The organism is Dactylosporangium sp. NPDC049140 (assembly GCF_040648435.1).
Map to the genome: position 1 here is coordinate 111,121 of NZ_JBEZDS010000021.1, position 18,620 is coordinate 129,740.

21 protein-coding genes are annotated in these 18,620 nt (G+C 72.0%); 11 read left to right on the plus strand and 10 right to left on the minus strand.

Annotated features, from left to right (window positions below):
* The first annotated feature begins 31 nt into the window (after positions 1-31).
* From AB0B76_RS30190 to AB0B76_RS30200, 3 genes are read left to right on the plus strand one after another with little or no spacing between them, the layout of a single operon-like run.
* Positions 32-508 carry a YcxB family protein gene (locus AB0B76_RS30190; protein WP_360381839.1) on the plus strand — a complete coding sequence of 159 codons (477 nt, stop codon included), beginning with the start codon at positions 32-34 and terminating at the stop codon, positions 506-508.
* A gap of 23 nt (positions 509-531) precedes the next feature.
* The gene (gene cobF, locus AB0B76_RS30195; protein WP_360381841.1) at positions 532-1,278 is read left to right on the plus strand and encodes a precorrin-6A synthase (deacetylating); all 747 of its coding nucleotides are present in this window, start codon (positions 532-534) and stop codon (positions 1,276-1,278) included.
* A 2-nt stretch (positions 1,279-1,280) separates the two neighbouring features.
* Positions 1,281-1,673, plus strand: coding sequence for a Rid family hydrolase (locus AB0B76_RS30200; protein ID WP_360381843.1), 393 nt, complete (start codon positions 1,281-1,283; stop codon positions 1,671-1,673).
* On the opposite strand, the gene AB0B76_RS30205 is transcribed toward AB0B76_RS30200, so the two are convergent.
* Both AB0B76_RS30205 and AB0B76_RS30210 read right to left on the minus strand, forming a co-directional pair.
* Positions 1,670-2,662 (minus strand): aldo/keto reductase, encoded by a 993-nt coding sequence (locus AB0B76_RS30205; protein ID WP_360381845.1) that lies wholly within the window; start codon positions 2,660-2,662, stop codon positions 1,670-1,672. The two genes, AB0B76_RS30200 and AB0B76_RS30205, sit on opposite strands and share 4 nt — an antisense overlap.
* A complete protein-coding gene (locus AB0B76_RS30210) occupies positions 2,659-3,057 on the minus strand; it encodes a VOC family protein (RefSeq protein WP_360381847.1) in 399 nt (132 codons plus the stop codon). The genes AB0B76_RS30205 and AB0B76_RS30210 overlap by 4 nt, the downstream gene beginning before the upstream one ends.
* 63 nt (positions 3,058-3,120) lie before the next feature.
* Here AB0B76_RS30210 and AB0B76_RS30215 point away from each other — a divergent pair, with 63 nt between their 5' ends.
* Both AB0B76_RS30215 and AB0B76_RS30220 read left to right on the plus strand, forming a co-directional pair.
* Complete coding sequence (locus tag AB0B76_RS30215) at positions 3,121-3,711, plus strand: TetR/AcrR family transcriptional regulator (RefSeq protein WP_360381849.1); 591 nt, start codon at positions 3,121-3,123, stop codon at positions 3,709-3,711.
* Between the two features lie 44 nt (positions 3,712-3,755).
* Complete coding sequence (locus AB0B76_RS30220) at positions 3,756-4,499, plus strand: zf-HC2 domain-containing protein (protein WP_360381851.1); 744 nt, start codon at positions 3,756-3,758, stop codon at positions 4,497-4,499.
* Between the two features lie 6 nt (positions 4,500-4,505).
* Here the strand turns inward: AB0B76_RS30220 and AB0B76_RS30225 are convergent, their stop codons facing one another.
* Genes AB0B76_RS30225 through AB0B76_RS30250 form a run of 6 tightly spaced genes read right to left on the minus strand, consistent with a single transcriptional unit; the run spans position 4,506 to position 9,493 of the window.
* On the minus strand, positions 4,506-5,147 hold the full coding sequence (locus AB0B76_RS30225; RefSeq protein WP_360381853.1) for an HAD-IA family hydrolase: 642 nt from the start codon (positions 5,145-5,147) through the stop codon (positions 4,506-4,508).
* A gap of 9 nt (positions 5,148-5,156) precedes the next feature.
* The gene (locus AB0B76_RS30230) at positions 5,157-5,480 is read right to left on the minus strand and encodes a hypothetical protein (protein WP_360381855.1); all 324 of its coding nucleotides are present in this window, start codon (positions 5,478-5,480) and stop codon (positions 5,157-5,159) included.
* Between the two features lie 55 nt (positions 5,481-5,535).
* Entirely contained in the window at positions 5,536-6,792 is a 1,257-nt protein-coding gene (locus tag AB0B76_RS30235) for an FAD-dependent oxidoreductase (protein WP_360381857.1), read from the minus strand.
* Between the two features lie 60 nt (positions 6,793-6,852).
* Positions 6,853-8,076 (minus strand): deoxyguanosinetriphosphate triphosphohydrolase, encoded by a 1,224-nt coding sequence (locus tag AB0B76_RS30240; protein WP_360381859.1) that lies wholly within the window; start codon positions 8,074-8,076, stop codon positions 6,853-6,855.
* A complete protein-coding gene (locus AB0B76_RS30245) occupies positions 8,073-9,173 on the minus strand; it encodes an AI-2E family transporter (protein ID WP_360381861.1) in 1,101 nt (366 codons plus the stop codon). Before AB0B76_RS30245 ends, AB0B76_RS30240 begins: the two co-directional genes overlap by 4 nt.
* Positions 9,170-9,493, minus strand: coding sequence for a VOC family protein (locus AB0B76_RS30250; protein WP_360381863.1), 324 nt, complete (start codon positions 9,491-9,493; stop codon positions 9,170-9,172). Before AB0B76_RS30250 ends, AB0B76_RS30245 begins: the two co-directional genes overlap by 4 nt.
* 336 nt (positions 9,494-9,829) lie before the next feature.
* Here AB0B76_RS30250 and AB0B76_RS30255 point away from each other — a divergent pair, with 336 nt between their 5' ends.
* From AB0B76_RS30255 to AB0B76_RS30270, 4 genes are all read left to right on the plus strand, one after another.
* Positions 9,830-10,183: a hypothetical protein gene (locus tag AB0B76_RS30255; protein WP_360381865.1), complete on the plus strand. Its 354-nt coding sequence runs from the start codon at positions 9,830-9,832 to the stop codon at positions 10,181-10,183.
* The gene (locus tag AB0B76_RS30260; protein WP_360381867.1) at positions 10,180-11,136 is read left to right on the plus strand and encodes an ADAM 12 protein; all 957 of its coding nucleotides are present in this window, start codon (positions 10,180-10,182) and stop codon (positions 11,134-11,136) included. The genes AB0B76_RS30255 and AB0B76_RS30260 overlap by 4 nt, the downstream gene beginning before the upstream one ends.
* A gap of 40 nt (positions 11,137-11,176) precedes the next feature.
* Positions 11,177-11,602, plus strand: a complete 426-nt coding sequence (locus AB0B76_RS30265; RefSeq protein ID WP_360381869.1) for a roadblock/LC7 domain-containing protein — start codon at positions 11,177-11,179, stop codon at positions 11,600-11,602.
* Between the two features lie 71 nt (positions 11,603-11,673).
* Positions 11,674-12,045: a hypothetical protein gene (locus AB0B76_RS30270; protein WP_360381871.1), complete on the plus strand. Its 372-nt coding sequence runs from the start codon at positions 11,674-11,676 to the stop codon at positions 12,043-12,045.
* Positions 12,046-12,146: 101 nt separating this feature from the next.
* Here the strand turns inward: AB0B76_RS30270 and ppdK are convergent, their stop codons facing one another.
* Positions 12,147-14,798, minus strand: coding sequence for a pyruvate, phosphate dikinase (gene ppdK / locus AB0B76_RS30275; RefSeq protein WP_360381873.1), 2,652 nt, complete (start codon positions 14,796-14,798; stop codon positions 12,147-12,149).
* Between the two features lie 260 nt (positions 14,799-15,058).
* On the opposite strand from ppdK, the gene dusB reads away from it, so the two are divergent.
* Entirely contained in the window at positions 15,059-16,213 is a 1,155-nt protein-coding gene (dusB, locus tag AB0B76_RS30280) for a tRNA dihydrouridine synthase DusB (RefSeq protein WP_360381951.1), read from the plus strand.
* A 468-nt stretch (positions 16,214-16,681) separates the two neighbouring features.
* A complete protein-coding gene (locus tag AB0B76_RS30285) occupies positions 16,682-17,722 on the plus strand; it encodes a glycoside hydrolase family 11 protein (protein WP_360381875.1) in 1,041 nt (346 codons plus the stop codon).
* Between the two features lie 64 nt (positions 17,723-17,786).
* Here the strand turns inward: AB0B76_RS30285 and AB0B76_RS30290 are convergent, their stop codons facing one another.
* Positions 17,787-18,614: an aldo/keto reductase gene (locus tag AB0B76_RS30290; protein WP_360381877.1), complete on the minus strand. Its 828-nt coding sequence runs from the start codon at positions 18,612-18,614 to the stop codon at positions 17,787-17,789.
* Positions 18,615-18,620 lie beyond the last annotated feature (6 nt).

Genomic DNA, 18,620 nt, shown 5'->3' on the forward strand with positions numbered 1-18,620 from the left:
CCCTACGGCAGCAATCAATGAACGGGGACTGATGCTGATCACGCTGACGGTCCAGCCCGACCGCGGCCGGACGCGCCGGTCGGTGCGGGCGCGCATGCGGGGCAGTCTGCGCACGTGGAACCTCGCCGGCGGCGGCCTGGCGGTGGCCGGCCTCGGCGCGCTCGTCCTCGGCATCCCGATCGGCGCCGGCGTGCTGCTGCCCCCGGGGCTGATCATCCTCGTGGGCCCGTGGCTGCTGACCCAGGCCGCGGCCAAGGCCCGCACCGGGGTGTACGCCGAGACCGCGACCTACGAGCTCAGCGACGACGGCGTGCGGGTCTTCACGCCGAGCCTGCGCACGGGGTACCTCTGGCCGGCCGTCGAGCGCGTCGAGGACAACGGCGAGTTCTGGATCGTCGTGGTCGGCGGCACCGGGATGCTCGTGGTGCCGTTCACCCTGCTGCCGGAGCCGGAGGAGCGCAAGATGCGCGACTTCCTGTCGGAGCAGGGCCTGCTCGTACCCGTGTAGGCCGGCTTTCCTACGATTGCGGCATGCGTAAGGTGTTGATCATCGGAGTCGGTGCCGGTGACCCGGAGCACGTCACCGTCCAGGCGATCAACGCCATGAATGCCGTCGACGTGTTCTTCGTGCTCGACAAGGGCGAGGCGGCCGCGGAGCTGACCGAGGCGCGCAAGGCGCTCGTCGAGCGCTACGTTACCCGCCCCGGCTCCCGCACCGTCGTCATCGCCGACCCGCCCCGCGACCGGGCCGCGGCCGACTACACGGGCGCGGTCGAGGACTGGCGCGACGAGCGGGCGCGGCGGCTCGGCGCGGCGTTCGCGCACGAGCTCGGGCCGGACGGCGTCGGAGGCATCCTGGCCTGGGGCGACCCGGCGCTGTACGACGGCACCATCCGCGTGCTCGACGCCATCGGCGGGGTGGAGTACGAGGTCGTCCCGGGCATCAGCAGCGTGCAGATCCTGACCGCCCGGCACCGCGTCACGCTCAACCGCGTGGCCGGCCCCGTGCACATCACGACCGGGCGGCGGCTCGCGGCCGAGTGGCCGGCCGGGTGCGACGACGTCGTCGTGATGCTCGATGCCGGGCTTTCGTGCCGGCGGTACCGCGACGAGCCGATCGACATCTACTGGGGCGCGTACCTCGGCACGCCCGACGAGATCCTCCGCCACGGCCGGCTCGGCGAGGTGCTCGACGAGATCGAGGCCGTGCGGGCCGAGGCGCGGGCCCGTAAAGGCTGGATCATGGATACATACCTGCTGCGGCGCCTAAAGTCCTAGGTATGCATCAACCGATCATGCCCGACGGGATGGCCCGGCCGGCGGCGCGCTACGCCCACGCCACGCTCGTCACCAACCCGGCCCGCTGGCTGCACCTCGCGGGCCAGGTCGGCATCGCCGCCGACGGGACCGTGCCCGACGGGGTCGCCGCGCAGGCGAAGGTCATCTGGCACAACATCGCCCTGGTGCTCGCCGAGGCGGACATGTCCGCCGACGACATCGTGAGCATCACGACGTACGTGGTCGCGGGGGGCGCCGAGGACGGGCTCGCGCAGGCGATGGCCGAGCGCGACACCTTCATGTCGGGGCGGCTCGTGGCGAGCACGTTGCTGACCGTGCCCGCCCTGGTCCGCCCCGAGTGGCTTATCGAGATCGTGGTCGTGGCCGCGGCCTAGAGCGCGGCCCGGCCCAGCACCCACGGCTCGGTCTGGCTGATGAAGTCGGCCGGGAAGCCGGCCTTGAACCCGGTGGCGGCCTCGAGCCGGCCGGACGTCTCGGGCGTGAGCTCGACCTGGGTGCAACGCAGGTTGTCGAGGAGCTGGGCCTCCGTCCGGGCGCCGAGCATGGGCAGCACATCGGGCCGCTGCCGTACCCAGGCCAGGGCCACCTGGGCCGGGGATGCGCCGAGCTCGTCGGCGACCTCGCGGACCGTGCGGGCGACGTTCAGGTCGTGCTCGCTGATGTCGGCCCGGTTGAGACGGCCCTCTTCGGACACGTCGTACTTGCCGGTCAGGACGCCGCCGCCCAGCGGGCTCCACGCCGTCACCGACAGGCCGAACGCGTCCGCCATCGGCAGGAGCTCCCGCTCGGCGTCGCGGTTCACCAGGCTGTACGGCACCTGGAGGCCGGCGAACGGGGTCCAGCCGCGCCACTCGGCGAGCGTGTTCGCGCGGGCCACGAGCCAGGCGGGGGCGTCGGAGATCCCGAGGTACAGCACCTTGCCCGCCGCCACCGCGTCGTCGAGGGCGCGCATGGTCTCCTCGATCGGCGTGTGCCGGTCCCAGATGTGCACCCAGTAGACGTCGACGTGGTCGGTGCGCAGGCGCCGCAGGCTCGTCTCCAGCGACAGCCGCAGGTTGCGCCGGTGGTTGCCGCCGCCGTTGGGGTCGGTGGCGTCGCGCGTGACCGTGTACTTCGTGGAGAGCACGAACCGGTCGCGCCGGCCCTGCAGCAGCTCGCCGAGGATCTCCTCGCTGGCGCCGCCCCGGTAGTTGATCGCGGTGTCGACCATGTTGCCGCCCGCGTCCGCGTACGCGTCGAGGATCTTCCGGCACTCCTCGATCGGGGCGCCGACGCCGCCCTGCTCGCCGAAGGTCATCGCGCCGAGCACGAGCTCGGAGACGCGCAGGCCGGTGCGTCCGAATGTGCGGTACTTCATGGTCATGCGAACATCGCCGCGACGTGCTGCGCGATCTCGTCCGGTTCGACGTCGCGAAGGTGCTGGTCGATCGCCCAGCGGTGTCCGGACGGGTCCAGGAACTGCGCGGTGCGCTCACCCCAGAACGCGTCGTGCGGTGCTTCGAACGGCGTGGCGCCCGCGGCCAGCGCCGCCGCCCAGACGGCGTCGACGTCCTCGACGCGCACGTGGTACGCGGCCTTGCTCTCCATGGCGGCGCCGGCGACGGCCACCACCGTGTCGCCGACGCGCAGCTCGACGGTGAGCGGGCGGCCGTCGGGCCGGTCGACCCGGCTCGTCTCCCGGGCGCCGAGAACCTCGGCGTACCAGGCGGCGGCCGCGGCGGCATCGTCCACCACGAGATGGACGGCAATCTGTGTCATGCCTCGACCATACAAGCTGTCTGGTCACACTGTCCAGACATCGCATACGGTACCGTGGGAGCCGTGAACGCCCGCCGTGACGAGCCCTCGGCCGCCGAGCTGCGCGAACGCGTCCTCGACGCGCTGCGGGCGCAGCTGGACGAGCGCACCTTCGACTCCCTCAGCGTGGCCGAGATCATCGCCGCCGCCGGGGTGTCCCGGGCGAGCTTCTACTTCTACTTCCCGTCCAAGCAGGCGGCGCTGGCCGAGCTGGTCCGCCGCGCGGTGGGCGCGGGCCACGAGGCCGCCGAGCCGTGGCTCTCCGGCGCGCCGGACCCGCGGGCGGCGCTGCGCCACGGCATCGCGGCCGGGGCCGACCTGTGGCTGGCGAACGCCGGGGTGCTCCGCGCGATCGTGGAGAGCTGGGGCTCCGACCCCCTGCTGCGCGAACTGTGGCTGGGGCAGATGGCCACGTTCACCGCCGCCACCCTGGAGCGCATCGCGGACGACCCGGCCCTGGAAGGCGTCGACGTCCCGGCCCTGGCGGCGTCCCTGACCTGGCTGGGGGAGCGGGTGTACTACCTGGCCGCCTGCGGCGTCGCGCCGTTCGACGACCGCGAGGTGCTGGTCGAGACCCTGACCCACCTGTGGACGCGGGCGTTGGGCGTTCCTTGAGGGCGGGGTGGAACTATCCGGGCCCGCCCGGCGACAATCCAACCGTGGAGTGTGAGCGGTACCGCGAGGCGCTGTCGGCCCGGCTCGACGGCGAGGACGAACCGATCGAGCCGGCGCTGGTCGACGCCCACCTGGCGGGCTGCCCGGCCTGCCGCCAGTGGGAGCGCTCGGCCCAGGCCGTGACGCGCCTGGTGCGGCTGCAGCCGATGCCCGGCACCCCGCCGCCGGTGCCGACCCTCCTGGCCGGCTTCAAGCCCCGCCGCCGCCTGGTCCTGCTGCTGCGGGTCCTGCTGGGCCTCTTCGGCCTGGCCCAGTTCATGCTGGGCATCGCGCAGGCCGCGAGCGCCGCCACCGCCAACCACCTCCACGACTCCGGCCACGTCTTCCACGAGTCGGCGGCCTGGAACGTGGCCATCGGCGCCGGCTTCGCCTGGATCGCCACGCGCCGGGCGACCCCCGCGGGCGCGCTGCCGATGCTCACCGCGTTCGTGGCCCTGCTGGCGCTGCTGAGCACGAGCGACCTGCTCAACGGCACCGTCGAGACGACCCGCCTGATCTCCCACGGGTTCGTGCTGGCCGGCTACGGGATCGTCGTGGCCCTGTCCCGCCCGGCGCTGGACCCGGGCCGCCCGCCGGCGAACCGCCAGGGGCCCCCGTGGCGGTGGCGCCGCCCCGCGGCTCTCGACGAGGAGCCCGCGGCCCCGGCGCCGGGCCCGTCGCGGCTGCGCCTGATCCAGGGCCAGGCGCGCGTCGCCGACCCCGTGCCCCAGCACCGTAGGGCCGCCTAGCGATCCCTACGGCAGCTGGTCCAGGGTGGTGATGACCGTCCCGGACGCCGCTGCCGCACTCCGGTCGAGGGTCAGCCCCTGGAAGCCGAGCGCCCGCGCGGCCGCCACGAGCGCGGGGTCGTCGTCGATGAAGAGGCACTCGCGCGGCTCGAGACCGAGCAGCCGGCGGCCCTCGGCGTACATGCGCGGGTCCGGCTTGTTGCACCCGAGGACCTCGGAGATCGCGAAGCCCCGGAAGTACCGGGCGAGGTCCAGCGATTCGAAGATGCGCACGAGCCCGGCCCACGAGTCGGAGACCACGCTCATGCGCACGCCCTCGGCCTGCAGCCGGTCGAGGGTGCGCCGCACGTCGGGGAACACCTCGACGACCGGCCCCGCCGCGGGCGCCTCGAGCTCGTCGAGCAGCCGCGCCGAGGGCTCCCCGATGCCGAGCGCGGCGAGCATCACCCGGTGGTACTCGACCCGCTCGGGCGTGGTGGGGCTCTCGTCGAGCAACCGCTGCCCGGCCGCGATCGCGTCTTCGAACGACCCGGCCCCCGGATGGTGGGCAAGCACGATGCCCTCGAAGTCGTACCGCGGGTTCCACCGCCCGCCGACCGGCCCGATCAGCACCCCGCCCGCGTCGAACATCACGCCCCGTGCCCGCATGCGGTCAGGCTATCGACACATCACGATCAGCGGGAACCCGCCGCAGCACCCGGCGACGACGGCGACGACGACCGCCGCGACGCCCCGCACGCCGCGGGTGGGGGAGCGTCGCGCCGGCGGCAGGGCCTGCTCGACGAGCACCGCGCCGATCCAGACCACGACGAGCAGCGGCAGGTAGGCGTCCCACCGCTCGTCCCGGAACGCGCTCGCGTTGCCGTTGGCGCCCCAGTTCGGGCACTGGTGCTCGTCGGTGATCGGGTCGAGGTACAAGACCAGCAGCACCAGGCCGGCCAGCCCGACGAGACAGGCCCACAGGCCTCGGAGTCGCTCCATTCGGGCGAGCGTAGCGACGGGTTGTGGAGAGCCTGTGGGCCGCGGGTGAAGATCGTCAGTCGAGGAGCTTGTCCAGCGGGACGTCCGGGTCCGCGAGCTTCGCCAGGTCGACGGCGGTGCCCTTGTGGCCCGCGCGGACCAGGGCCTGGATCGGGTCGGTCACGTCCCAGACGTTGGCGTTCATCCCCGCCAGCACGCGGCCGTCCTTCGTCCAGAAGGCGATGAACTCCGGGGCCTTGCCGCCGGCGATCGACGGGTCGCCGCGGAACACCACGCGGTCGTAGCCGCCCCGGGCCGCGTACCCGCTGTACTCCATGCCGAGGTCGTACTGGTCCGAGAAGAAGTACGGCACCCGGTCGTAGGTGACCTCCTCGCCCAGCAGGGCCTTGCCCGCCGCCTTGCCGCCGTTCAGGGCGTTCGCCCAGTGCTCCACCCGCACCCGCCGCCCCAGCAGCGGGTGGTCCAGGTTCACCACGTCGCCCGCGGCGTACACGTCGGCGGCCGAGGTGCGCAGGCCCGCGTCGACCAGGATGCCGTTGTCGACCGCCAGGCCGCCGTCGACGGCGAGCTCGGTGTTGGGCTGGATGCCGACGCCGACCACGGCGACGTCGGCCGGGATCTCGGTACCGTCGTCGAGCACGACGGACGACAGGGTGCCGGAGCCGTTGAAGGAGGCGACCTTCGACCCGAAGCGGAAGGTCACGCCGTGGGCCTCGTGCAGCTCGCGGTACACCCGCGCCACCTCGTCGCCGAGGACCGCCTGCAGCGGCAGGTCGGCCAGCTCGACCACCGTCACGTTGGCGCCGTAGTGGCGGGCCGCGGCCGCGGTCTCCAGGCCGATCCAGCCGGCCCCGACGATGACGACGTCGGTCGCGGTGCGCAGGTGCCCCAGCAGGGCGTCGGACTCGTCGATGGTGCGCAGGTAGCGCACGCCGTTGAGCGTGGCGCCGGGCACGTCCAGCGTCCGTACGCGCGAGCCGGTGGCCAGCAGGAGCCGGTCGTAGTGCAGCTCGTCGACGCCGTCGAGGGTGACGGAGCGGGTGGCGGGGTCCAGGTGGGTGACGCGGGTGGCGAGGCGCAGGTCGACGTCGTGCTCGGCGTACCAGCCGGGCTCGTGGACGAACGCCTTCTCGCGCGCGCCTTCCTTGCCGTGCAGGTGGTCCTTGGACAGCGGGGGGCGCTCGTAGGGGCGCTCGGTCTCCTCGCCGATCAGGATGATCTTGCCGGTGAAGCCGTCGGCGCGCAGCGTCTCCGCCGCCTTCGCGCCGGTGAGGCTCGCCCCGACAATCACAAACGTGCGCTCATCAGCCATGGGGTAAGCCTGTCACGAACCGGCCACGCGCGCGTGCCACGCCACGGCGGGTCCAGCCGCCTACGATCCCGTCAGCCGGGCGTGCCAGGCCAGGGCCGACTGGTCGGTCAGGCTGGCCACCTGGTCGACCACCACCCGGAGGCGGGCCGCGTCGTCCGGCGCCGCCCGCCACATCGGCGCGAAGACCGGGTCGAGGCCCTCGGGCGCCCGTTCCAGGAGCCGGGCCACGAGCGACTGCAGGATCGCCACCTCGTCGGCGTAGCGCTGCGCGGACCCCGGCCGGCGCATGACGTACCGCAGCGCGATGCCCTTGAGCAGGGCGCAGTGCGCGCGCACGAGCGGCGGCACGAGCAGGTCGGCGGCGTAGCGGCGCAGCGGGGCCGGGCCGTGACGCTCCCGGGTCGCCGCGACCGCCGCGGCGGCGAAGCGGCCGGTGAGCAGGCTGGTCATGCGCTTGAGGGCGATCTGCGCGGCGTGGCTGCCGTCGTAGTCGTCGAGCGGCTCGAACACGGGGTCGGCGAGCAGCTCCAGCAGGATCGCCTCGAGGTCGGCGGCGGACTCGTGGGAGTACGCGGCGGCGACGTCGGCGCACAGGGCCGCGCGCTCGCCGGCGTCGACGCGCAGCGGGGCGAGGTGCACGTACCCGCCGTGGATGCCGTCCTCGAGGTCGTGCACGGAGTAGGCGACGTCGTCGGCCCAGTCCATCACCTGGGCCTCGAGGCAGCGGCCCGGGCCGGCCTCGGCGCGCAGCCAGGCGAAGACGGCGGCGTCGTCCGGGTACACCCCGAACTTGCGGTTGCCCGGTGTGCGGAACCACGGGTACTTCGACACCGCGTCCAGCGCGGCCCGGGTCAGGTTGAGCCCGGCCTCCGGCACCTTGGCCTCGAGGCGGGTCAGCACCCGCAGCGTCTGCGCGTTGCCCTCGAAGCCCCCGCACGCCCCGGAGACGGCGTCGAGCGCGTCCTCGCCGTTGTGCCCGAACGGCGGGTGCCCGAGGTCGTGGGCGAGCCCGGCGGTGTCGACCACGTCGGGGTCGCAGCCGAGCCGGGCGCCCATCTCCCGGCCGATCTGGGCGACCTCCAGCGAGTGCGTCAGCCGGGTGCGCAGGAACGCGTCGGTGCCGGCCGTGTGGACCTGGGTCTTGGCCGCCAGCCGGCGGAAGCCCGCGGAGTGCAGCACGCGCGCGCGGTCGCGCTGGAAGGGTGTCCGGCCGTTGTCGGCGGACGTGGTGACCGAGTCTTTCTGGGGCTCCGGCACGAAACGCTGGACATCTGCGGTGGTCACGCTTCGAGCTTAGAAGAGTCCTCATCTCTGGGCGCCGGGATCGGTACCGGCGGCTCGGCCGGGGGTTGGCGGGCCGGCGGCTCATTGAGCGCCTCCACCATCGGGGTCATCAGCACCTTGATCGCGGCGACGATCGGGATGGCCATGAGCGCGCCGACGACGCCGAGGATGGCGCCCCCGGTGAGCGCGGCGAGCAGGACCGCGACCGAGGACAGGTCGACGGTGTTGCGCAGCACGCGCGGCGCGATGAGGTAGTTCTCCAGCTGCTGGTACGCCACGAAGAACAGGACCACCACGACCGTCGACGTCACGTCGCCGGTGACCAGCGCGACGACGCAGCAGCCGGCCGCGCCGACGGTGGCGCCGATCATCGGGATCAGGTCGGTGAGCGCGACCCACACGGCCAGCGGCAACGCGAAGGGCACCCCGAGGGCGATCAGGCACACGAACGACGACACGCCGGCGAAGAGGCTGATGATCAGGTTGCCGATCATGTAGCCGCCGACCTTGTCGACGACCACGTTCACCGCCTGCGCGGCGCGGGGCCGGCTCGACCGCGGCACCAGCCGGACCAGGCCGCGGCGGATGCGCGGCAGGTCGGCCATGAAGTAGATGGTGAGCACGGTGACCAGCAGGACGTTCACCAGCGCGCTGAAGATCCCGGTGACCACGCCGAGCGCGCCGCCGCCGACCTTGGCCGGCAGCGTCTTGGCCAGCTCGGTGAGCCGCTCGGTAAGCCCGTACCGGTCGGCGATCTCCCGGTAGGTCCGCGAGCGCTCCTGCAGCTCCTGCTGGTAGTGCGGGATGTTGGCGAGCAGGTCGCCGGCCTGCCCGACCAGGGGCGGCACCAGCGACCAGACGAAGCCGGCGAGCACCGCCAGCACCAGCACGCCGATGATGCCCACGGCGATCGAGCGCCGGACGCCGTGGCGGATCAGCAGCCGTACCGCGGGATCGAGGCTCACCGCCACGAACAGCGCGATAAGCACCTGGACCAGCACCTGCCGCACGGAGTAGACCGCGAACGCCCCCGCGGCGACCGTGAGCAGGCCCAGCCCCGCGGCGATCGCCAGCCGGTAGGTTCTTGCGAAGGTCATCGCTTCGGCCGGATGATGCAGAACTCGTTGCCCTCGGGGTCGGCGAGCACGACCCAGGCGTCATTCTGCTCGACGGCATCGACGTGCCGGGCACCCATGTTCACCAGCCGCTCTATTTCGGCGTCGAGGTCGTCGGGGCGAAGGTCGAGGTGAAGGCGGTTGCGGGCGCGCTCTTCATGGTGCTGGAGGGTGAAGACGATGCGGGGGTGGCCGTCGCCGGCCGGGCCGATCACGACCTCGTGCGGGGCTACGCTCTCGACGCGGTGGTCGAGCACCTCGGCCCACCAACGGGCGAGGCGTTCCGGGTCGACGGCGTCCACGATCAGGGCGTACCAGCGACTCCCCATACACACCTCCGGTCGACGTGGGCACCCACCATACGCCGGGTGAACGGCCGTCGCAGCCGTGCGAAAAGCCGGAGGGGCCGGGCAGCTTAGTACCTTTCCGGACGCCTCATGAGCCAAACGTGCCTATTGCAAAATTCAAAGGCTGATCAGCCAGACGAACGTGCCCGAAAGCACGGAGTAGTCGATCAATGAGCGCGGGGTAACTTGCCCGGAGCGCATGGTAACGGGCCGGCGAACGGCCCCGCGCGTCCGCGATCAGCCAGTCAGGAGCAAGTGTTGCCTGCTATCGATGATTGTCTCCGCCGCGCCATGACCATCCGGGGTGCGATCGGGGCCAGCCTCATCGACTACACCACCGGCCAGACCCTCGGCCTCGAGGGCGGCCAGGAGAACGTCGCACCGCACGCGGACCCGACTGCCGCGGCCCTGGGCACTGCGAGCGTCATCCATGCCGCGATGCAGACCGCGGCCTACGCCCCGGCCGTTCCGGGGGACACGGTGGAGGACGTCATCATCAGCACATCGGCCGCGTACCACCTGATCCGGCCGGTACGCACCAGCTTCGACTCGCGACTGGTCCTCTGCGTCTGGCTCGACCGGAACGAGGGCAACCTGGCCATGGCCCGCCGGCGCATCCGCGCGCTGGCCGACGACCTCGCGTGAACGCGGTCGCGGTGGGGGCGAAGGCGGGCGCCCCCGGCAAGCAGCCCCGGTTTCCCGGGGGTACCTCGCCCGCCAAGGCCCTCGGGCAGCTGGCCGCGCAGGGCGCCACCGGCGCGCTGACCGTGCTCGGCCAGCCCGGCGGCGTCATCTTCCTGCGTGCGGGGCTGGTCAACGGCTGCGAGTCGCCGGCCGCGCCGAGCGTCGACCGGCTGCTCACCGCGTGCGGCAAGGTCGCGGAGCGGGTGTGGGAGACCATCCCGTCGCGGCCCGCCCGCGCGCTCGTCGAGGGCGGGCACGTCACGACGGCCGAGATCGAGCTCTGCGCGCTGCAGGCGCTCTACGACGCGGCCTTCTTCGTGCTGAGCACCGCGCGGGCCGAGCTGCGCTTCGACGAGGGGATCGAGCACTGGCTCGGCGCCGACGGCACGGTGACGGCGGACCAGGTGTGCGACCACGTCGCCCGCCAGCGGAGCATGCTCGGCGAGGTGCACCCCTCCGACGCAACCGACCTCGCACCGGTCGTGCCGGTCCCGCGGCCGGGACTCGACCGGGTGCTGCTGTCCGGCCTGCAGTGGGAGATCGTCCTGCACGCGGACGGGGAGCGCACCCCGCAGGAGCTCGCGGGCCTGCTGGGGCGCTCGGCCTACGCCGTGACGCTGGACGTGCGCCGGCTCGCGGCGGCGGGGCTGGTCGTGCCGCCGGAGACTCCCGCGGAGGAGCCGCAGGCAACCGCAAAAGCGATCGCCGTGGTACCGCAGGAACTTCTGCCGGCGCAGTTGCTGCCGCAGCGCGTCCCCGGCACCTTCACGTTCGAGGAACCGGCCCCCGCCCCGGCGCGCCGGGAACTGCCGGCCGGAGTCAGCGCGCTCGCGGTGCTTCCGGGGGCGATCGACAAGGTGCCGGACGACTCGCTGCTGAAACGGATCCGGGCGGCGCTGCAAGCGCTGCGGTAGGGCCGACGCCCGCCGCGGTGGAAAAGGAGGAGACGACTCGATGAGGACCGACGCGGAGCTACGCGGCGAGCTGCTCGCGGAGCTGGGCCGGCTGCGCAAGGCGGTACCGGAGATCACCGGGTGCCTGGTCGCCAGCACGGACGGCCTGCTCATCGCCGACGACGCCCAGGCGGTCATGGTCGAGGGCGTCGCGGCCCTGGCGGCGGCCTGCCTCGGCGTCAGCCAGCGCATCGTCGACAGCGCCGGTCACGAGGACTTTCAGGAGTTGCTCATCAGCAGCACGGGAGGGCACGTCGCGATGTACCTGGCCGGCCACGGCGCGGTGCTGCTGCTGCTCACCCGCGCCGACGCGAACGTGGCCCGGCTGCACCACGAGGCCCGGCGGGCCACCGCCCGGGTGTCCCGGGTGATGGCCGACGCCGCGCTGAGCTTCGCGCAGTCCGTGCCGGAGCCGGCGGCATGGTGAGCCGCGGCGGTGGCCTGCACCGCAGGCCCAGACGAAGTAATGGACCCCCCAGAAAACCCTCGGAGGTAGCCATGGCGGACATGGAAACTGCACTCAAGGAACTCATGCAGATCGACGGCGCGGTCGGCGTCGCGCTCGTCGACTACAACAGCGGCATGGCGCTCGGCGTCCTCGGCGGGTCGAAGGACCTCGACCTGACCGTCGCCGCGGCCGGCAACACCGATGTGGTGCGGGCCAAGATGCGCACGATCGAGATGCTGAACATGAAGGACAGCATCGAGGACATCCTGATCACGCTGGCCAACCAGTACCACCTGATCCGCCCGGTCACCGGCCGGTCCGGCAAGGGCCTGTTCCTCTACCTGGCGCTCAACCGGCAGCGGGCGAACCTGGCGCTGGCCCGCCACACGCTGTCCCGCGTCGAGGACGACATGGAGGTCTGACCCCTCCACCGAGAAGAAGGCCGGGGCGCCGTTGCCCCGGCCTTCTCAGTGCTCACCGGGGACTCGAAACCCGGTGAACTTTCACCTGTGTCCGGCTCACATCAGCGGGAGTCGGACCCGGTGGTCTCGATGGCCGCGCGCCCGGCCTCCAGGCGGGCGACCGGCACGCGGAACGGCGAGCAGGACACGTAGTCCAGGCCGACCTCGTGGAAGAAATGCACGGAGTCGGGGTCGCCGCCGTGCTCGCCGCATACCCCGAAGTGCAGGTCGGGCCGGGCCGCCCGGCCCTCGTCGACCGCGATGCGGACCAGCCGGCCCACCCCGTCGCGGTCGATGGACTCGAACGGCGAGACGCCGAAGATGCCCAGCTCGAGGTACCGCCAGAAGAAGGCCCCCTCGACGTCGTCGCGGGAGAACCCCCAGCCCATCTGGGTCAGGTCGTTGGTGCCGAACGAGAAGAAGTCCGCGGCCTGGGCGATGTCGCCCGCGGTGAGCGCGGCCCGGGGCACCTCGATCATCGTGCCGATCTTCACCTCGACGTCGAACTCGCCGATGATCTTCTCGGCCTCGGCGCGGATCGTCTCCAGCTCCTGCACGGCGCCGACCAGCGGCACCATGATCTCCGGGTGGGAGTCCGGCACGGCCGCGGCCGCCTCGACGATCGCCCGGACCTGCATCGCGAAGAGGCCGGGGATGACCAGGCCGAGGCGCACGCCGCGCAGGCCCAGCATCGGGTTCTCCTCGTGCATGCGGCGCACGGCGTCGAGCAGGTCCTTGTCTCGCCCAGGGTCCTCGCCGCGCTCCTCGGCCACGGCGACCTTTACCGCGAGGTCCTCCAGGGGCGGGAGGAACTCGTGCAGGGGCGGGTCGATCAGCCGTACCGTCACCGGCAGTCCGGCCATCTCGCGGAACAGGTCGGTGAAGTCGTCGCGTTGCAGCGGGAGCAGCTCGGCCAGGGCGGCCTCGCGCTGTTCGGTGGTGCGGGCCAGGATGAGCCGCTCGACGAGGGTGCGGCGCTCGCCGAGGAACATGTGCTCGGTGCGGCACAGGCCGATGCCCTGTGCGCCGAAGCGCCGGGCCCGGGCCGCGTCCTCGCCGGTGTCGGCGTTGGTGCGCACCCGCAGCCGGCGGCGCTCGTCGGCGTGGGTGAGCAGGCGGTGCACCGCGGAGACGAGCGCGTCGGCCCGGGGGTCGAGGGTGCCCTCGAAGTACTGCACCACGGGCGAGGGCTGCACGGGCACCTCGCCGAGGAAGACGCGGCCGGTCGTACCGTCGACGGAGATGACATCGCCCTCCGAGACCACGTGACCGTCCACCGTGAACTGTCCCTTGTGGAGGTTCACGTCGAGCTGGTCGGCCCCGCACACGCACGTCTTGCCCATCCCGCGGGCCACGACGGCGGCGTGCGAGGTCTTGCCGCCCCGGCTGGTGAGGATGCCCTGGGCGGCGATCATGCCGGGCAGGTCGTCGGGGTTGGTCTCCCGGCGCACCAGGATGACCTGCTCGCCCTCCTTGGCCAGGGCCACCGCGTGCTGGGCGTCGAAGACCGCCTTGCCCACGGCCGCGCCCGGCGACGCGCCGACGCCGCGGGTGAGCTGCTCCGGCGCCCCGGACAGGTCGAACGTCGGGAACATCAGCTGGGCCAGCTGCGCGCCGGTGACCCGCTGCACGGCCTCGTCGAGGTCGATGACGCCCTCGTCGACGAGGTGCGTGGCGATCACGAACGCGGCGGCCGCGGTGCGCTTGCCGACGCGGGTCTGCAGCATCCAGAGCTTGCCGCGCTCGATGGTGAACTCGATGTCGCACAGGTCCTTGTAGTGCTCCTCGAGCGTGGACATGATCGACATCAGCTCGTCGTAGCTGGCCTTGTCGAGCCGTTCGAGGTCCTGCAGCGGCATGGTGTTGCGGATGCCGGCCACGACGTCCTCGCCCTGGGCGTTGGCGAGGTAGTCGCCGTAGACGCCGCGCTCGCCGGTGGCCGGGTCGCGGGTGAACGCCACGCCGGTGCCGGAGTCGGCGCCGAGGTTGCCGAAGACCATGGCGACCACGTTCACGGCGGTGCCGAGGTTCGAGGGGATGCGCTCCTGGCGGCGGTACAGCACCGCGCGGTCGGCGTTCCAGGACCGGAACACGGCGCCGACGGCGAGGTCGAGCTGCTCGCGCGGGTCCTGCGGGAAGTCGCGCCCGGTGTGCTCGCGGAAGATCTGCTTGTACGCCCCGACGAGCTCCTTGAGGTGCCCGGCCTCGAGCCCGACGTCGTCGCGGGTGCCGGCGCGGTGCTTGGCGTCGTCCAGCGCGTGCTCGAACTCCTCGCCCGGCACGTCGCAGACGGTCTTGCCGAACATCTGGATGAGCCGGCGGTAGGAGTCCCAGGCGAAGCGCTCGTCGCCGCCCGCCTGCCCGGCCAGCCCGGCGACGCTGTCGTCGGTCAGCCCCACGTTGAGGACGGTCTCCATCATGCCGGGCATGGAGAACTTGGCGCCCGAGCGCACCGACACCAGCAACGGGTCGGCGGGCTCGCCGAGGCGGCGGCCCATCTTCTGCTCGAGGGCGGCGAGGTGCTCGGAGATCTCGTCCCGGCCGGGCATCTCGCCGGTCTCCAGGAACGCGCGGCAGGCATCGGTGGTGATCGTGAAGCCGGGCGGCACCGGCAGCCCCAGGTTGGTCATCTCGGCCAGGTTGGCGCCTTTGCCCCCGAGCAGGTCCTTGAGGTCCCGGTTGCCCTCTTCGAAGTCGTACACGAACTTCTGCACAACGCCTCCATACCCACTGAGCCCTCGTTTAGGTCCTGGGTGTGCGGGTCACCGTAAGTCGCGTTTCCGGTTCGCGGCCATGCCGGGTGACAAGTCTGACAAGAAACGGCACACCCTTCGATTCGCGCTGCATTTGGGAGCGGTCCCACGAGCAGAAACACGCATCGGTACCCCTGGGAGCGCTCTCTTTACGCTGTTTCGGGTCGATGCATTTTTATGTTTCGGCGACGCCGTTTCCGCGCAGTTCCGCGCTTTCGCGTTTGGGTCGCGCCGCGGGAACGTGGGACCATCGGTGCGTGTTGCAGCTCGGACCCCACACCGTCGACCCGCCCGTCGTGCTCGCCCCCATGGCGGGCATCACCAACGTGGCCTTCCGCCGGCTGTGCCGCGAACAGGGCGCGGGCCTCTACGTGTGCGAGATGATCACGACCCGGGCCCTGGTGGAGCGCAACCCGAAGACCATGTCGATGATCCAGTTCGCCGACGGCGAGCACCCGCGCAGCCTGCAGCTGTACGGCGTGGACCCGGCGACCATCCGCAAGGCCGTGGAAATGGTCGTCGACCAGAACCTGGCCGACCACATCGACATGAACTTCGGCTGCTCGGTCCCGAAGGTTACCCGCCGGGGCGGCGGCTCGGCCCTGCCGTGGAAACGCCGCCTGTTCTCCTCGATCGTCAACGCCGCCGTCTCGGCCGCCGCTCCCGCGGGCATTCCGGTAACCGTCAAAATGCGCATCGGCATCGACGACGATCACCGTACGATGCTTGACGCCGGCCGCATCGCCCAGGACGCGGGCGTCGCCTGGGTCGCCCTGCACGCCCGAACCGCCGCCCAGCGCTACTCGGGCGAGGCCGACTGGTCCGCGATCGCCGAACTGAAGTCCGCCCTGAACATCCCGGTCCTGGGCAACGGCGACATCTGGGAGGCGACGGACGCCCTGCGCATGATGTCGTCAACCGGCTGTGACGGCGTCGTCATCGGCCGCGGCTGCCTGGGCCGCCCCTGGCTCTTCGCCGACCTGGCCGCCGCCTTCGCCGGCTCGCCGGTCCGGACCCTGCCCACCCTGGGCGAGGTGGCCGCGCTGATGCACCGCCACGCGACCCTGCTGGTCGACTGGTGGGGCCGCGAACGCGAGGGCGTCACGGACTTCCGCAAGCACGTGGCCTGGTATCTGAAGGGCTTCCCCGTCGGCGGCGAACTCCGCGCGGCCATGGCGACGTCGTCGTCGCTGGACGAGCTCGGCGCGCTGCTGGGGCAGCTGGCGCCGGACGTGCCCTTTCCGCGCGAGATCCTCGGCCAGCCCCGGGGCCGCACCGGCACGCCGGCGAAGGTCGTCCTGCCGCAGAACTGGCTCGAAGACCGCGACACCGACGAAGTCCCGGAAGGCGCCGAACTCGACGACTCCGGCGGCTGACCCCGGTAACCAGCGAGCGGCGAGCTCGTCGAGAAGGTCCCGCAACGGCGCCCAGGCAACGGGGCGGCCGCTGTCTGGGCGCGGCCTTGCCGGGCGTGGTCCGGACCCCGGCCACGAAGCATGGTCGCGCGGCCCGAAAGGTGCTCGAAACTTTCGATACCGATGGTCGGCAACGGTTGCTTACACGCTGGGTGCGGTCCAGTCATAGTGGTCTTGACGTGGCATCCGTCGGTCGGATCGTCCGCGGAATCTCCGGAAGTCTTCCGATAATTCTTGCCAGCCGGGCAATCTCGTGCTCATAATTCGCTAGCTCGCGTTCGACGGCCATCGATCCAGGTTCGCCCGCCCGCGACCCGGATGTCCCGGCCGCCGAGCGCATGGCCCGGCCGGTCCGTGCCTGGTGCGCGTCGATGCGCCCTCACGTCGCCGGTCGAGCCGTCCGCCCGCCCCTCCGAGGAGGAAGCATCCATGAACGACACCCCCGCGCACCCGACCGGCCACAGGCGCCGCCGCACACGGCTGCTCATCAGCGTGGCCAGCGCCGTGTTCCTGGCCGCGGCGTCGCTGACGGTCGCCGGCACCGCCCACGCCGAGGCCGACCGGACCGTCACCTCGAACACGACCGGTACCCACAACGGCTACTTCTTCTCGTACTGGAAAGACAGCGGCAACGTCACCATGAACCTGGGTGGCGGCGGCAGCTACAGCGTCCAGATGAACGGCATCAACAACTCCGTGGTCGGCAAGGGCTGGAACCCCGGCTCCACGTCCCACACGGTGAACTACTCCGGCTCCTTCAACTGCGGTGGCAACTGCTACCTCGCCCTCTACGGCTGGATGACGAACCCGCTCGTCGAGTACTACATCGTCGAGAACTTCGGCTCGTACAACCCCAGCTCCGGGGCCACCCGGCTCGGGTCGGTCACCAGCGACGGCAGCACCTACGACCTCTACCGCACCCAGCGCGTCAACCAGCCCTCGATCCAGGGCACCGCGACGTTCTACCAGTACTGGAGCGTCCGGCAGCAGCACCGCACCGGCGGCACGATCAACGTGGCGAACCACTTCAACGCGTGGCGGCAGGCCGGCCTGACCCTGGGCAGCCCGAACTACCAGATCCTGGCGACCGAGGGCTACCAGAGCAACGTGAGCTCCAACATCACCGTCAGCGAAGGCTCCGGTGGCGGCGGTAACACCGGCGGTCCGACCAGCGGACCGACCACCGGCGGCGGCGGTAACAACGGCGGTTGCACGGCGACGCTGTCCGCGGGACAGAAGTGGGGCGACCGGTACAACCTCAATGTCGCGGTGTCGGGGTCCAGCAACTGGACCGTGACGTTGAACATGGCCTCGCCGTCGGTGGTCAGCTCGACCTGGAACGTCAACGCGACCTGGCCGAGCCAATACGTGATGGTCGGCAAACCCAACGGCAGCGGCAACAACTTCGGCGTCACGATCATGGCCAACGGGCAATGGACGTGGCCGTCGGTCTCCTGCAGTTCCGGGTGACGCCGCGGATCTGAGCACGGCACGCGTGGCGCGGCGGCCGAGGGGTCGCCGCGTCACCGTCGTCCTAGAACTCCTCCCAGGTGGCCGGGTCCTGCTTGACCGGCAGCTGCGCAACCGAGTCCACGGCGGTCATGTCCTCGCCGGTGAGCTCGAAGCCGAACAGGTCGGCGTTGGCCCGCTGCCGCCCCGGATCGGACGAGTGCGGTACCACGGTGAGGCCGCGCTGCACCAGCCAGCGCAGCACGACCTGGGCGGGGGTGACCCCGAGCCGGTCGGCCGCGGCCACGATCCCGGCGTTCCCGAGCACGCCGGTGTTGCGCTCCAGCGGGCTCCACGCCTGCACGACGGTGCCGCCGCCCCGCACGGCCGCCACCAGGCCGGCCCGCGCGTGCGACGGCGAGACCTGCAGCTGGTCGACGGCGGGGACGATGCCCGTCTCGGCGACGACGGCCGCGATGTGCTCGGGCAGGAAGTTGGAGACGCCGAGCGTGCGGATGAGGCCCTCGCGGTGCAGGTCGGCCATCTCGGCGTACGAGTCGGTGTAGCGCCCGACGGCCGGCAGGGGCCAGTGGATGAGGTACAGGTCGACGTAGTCGAGGCCGAGGCGCTCCAGCGAGGCCTCGAGGGCGGCGCGGGTCGAGCCGCGGCCCTGGTCGGAGCCGCGGAGCTTGGTGGTGACGAACAGCTCGGCGCGCGGGAGGCCGGACTCGCGCACGGCGGCGCCGACCGCGTCCTCGTTGCCGTACGACGCCGCGGTGTCGACCAGCCGGTAGCCGGCGGCGAGCGCGGCCAGGACGGCGTCGGTGGCCGCGCGGCCCTGCAGCGGCCAGGTGCCGTAGCCGGCGACGGGCATCCGGTGGCCGGAGTTCAGCGTCACGGTTGGGATCTGCATGGTCCA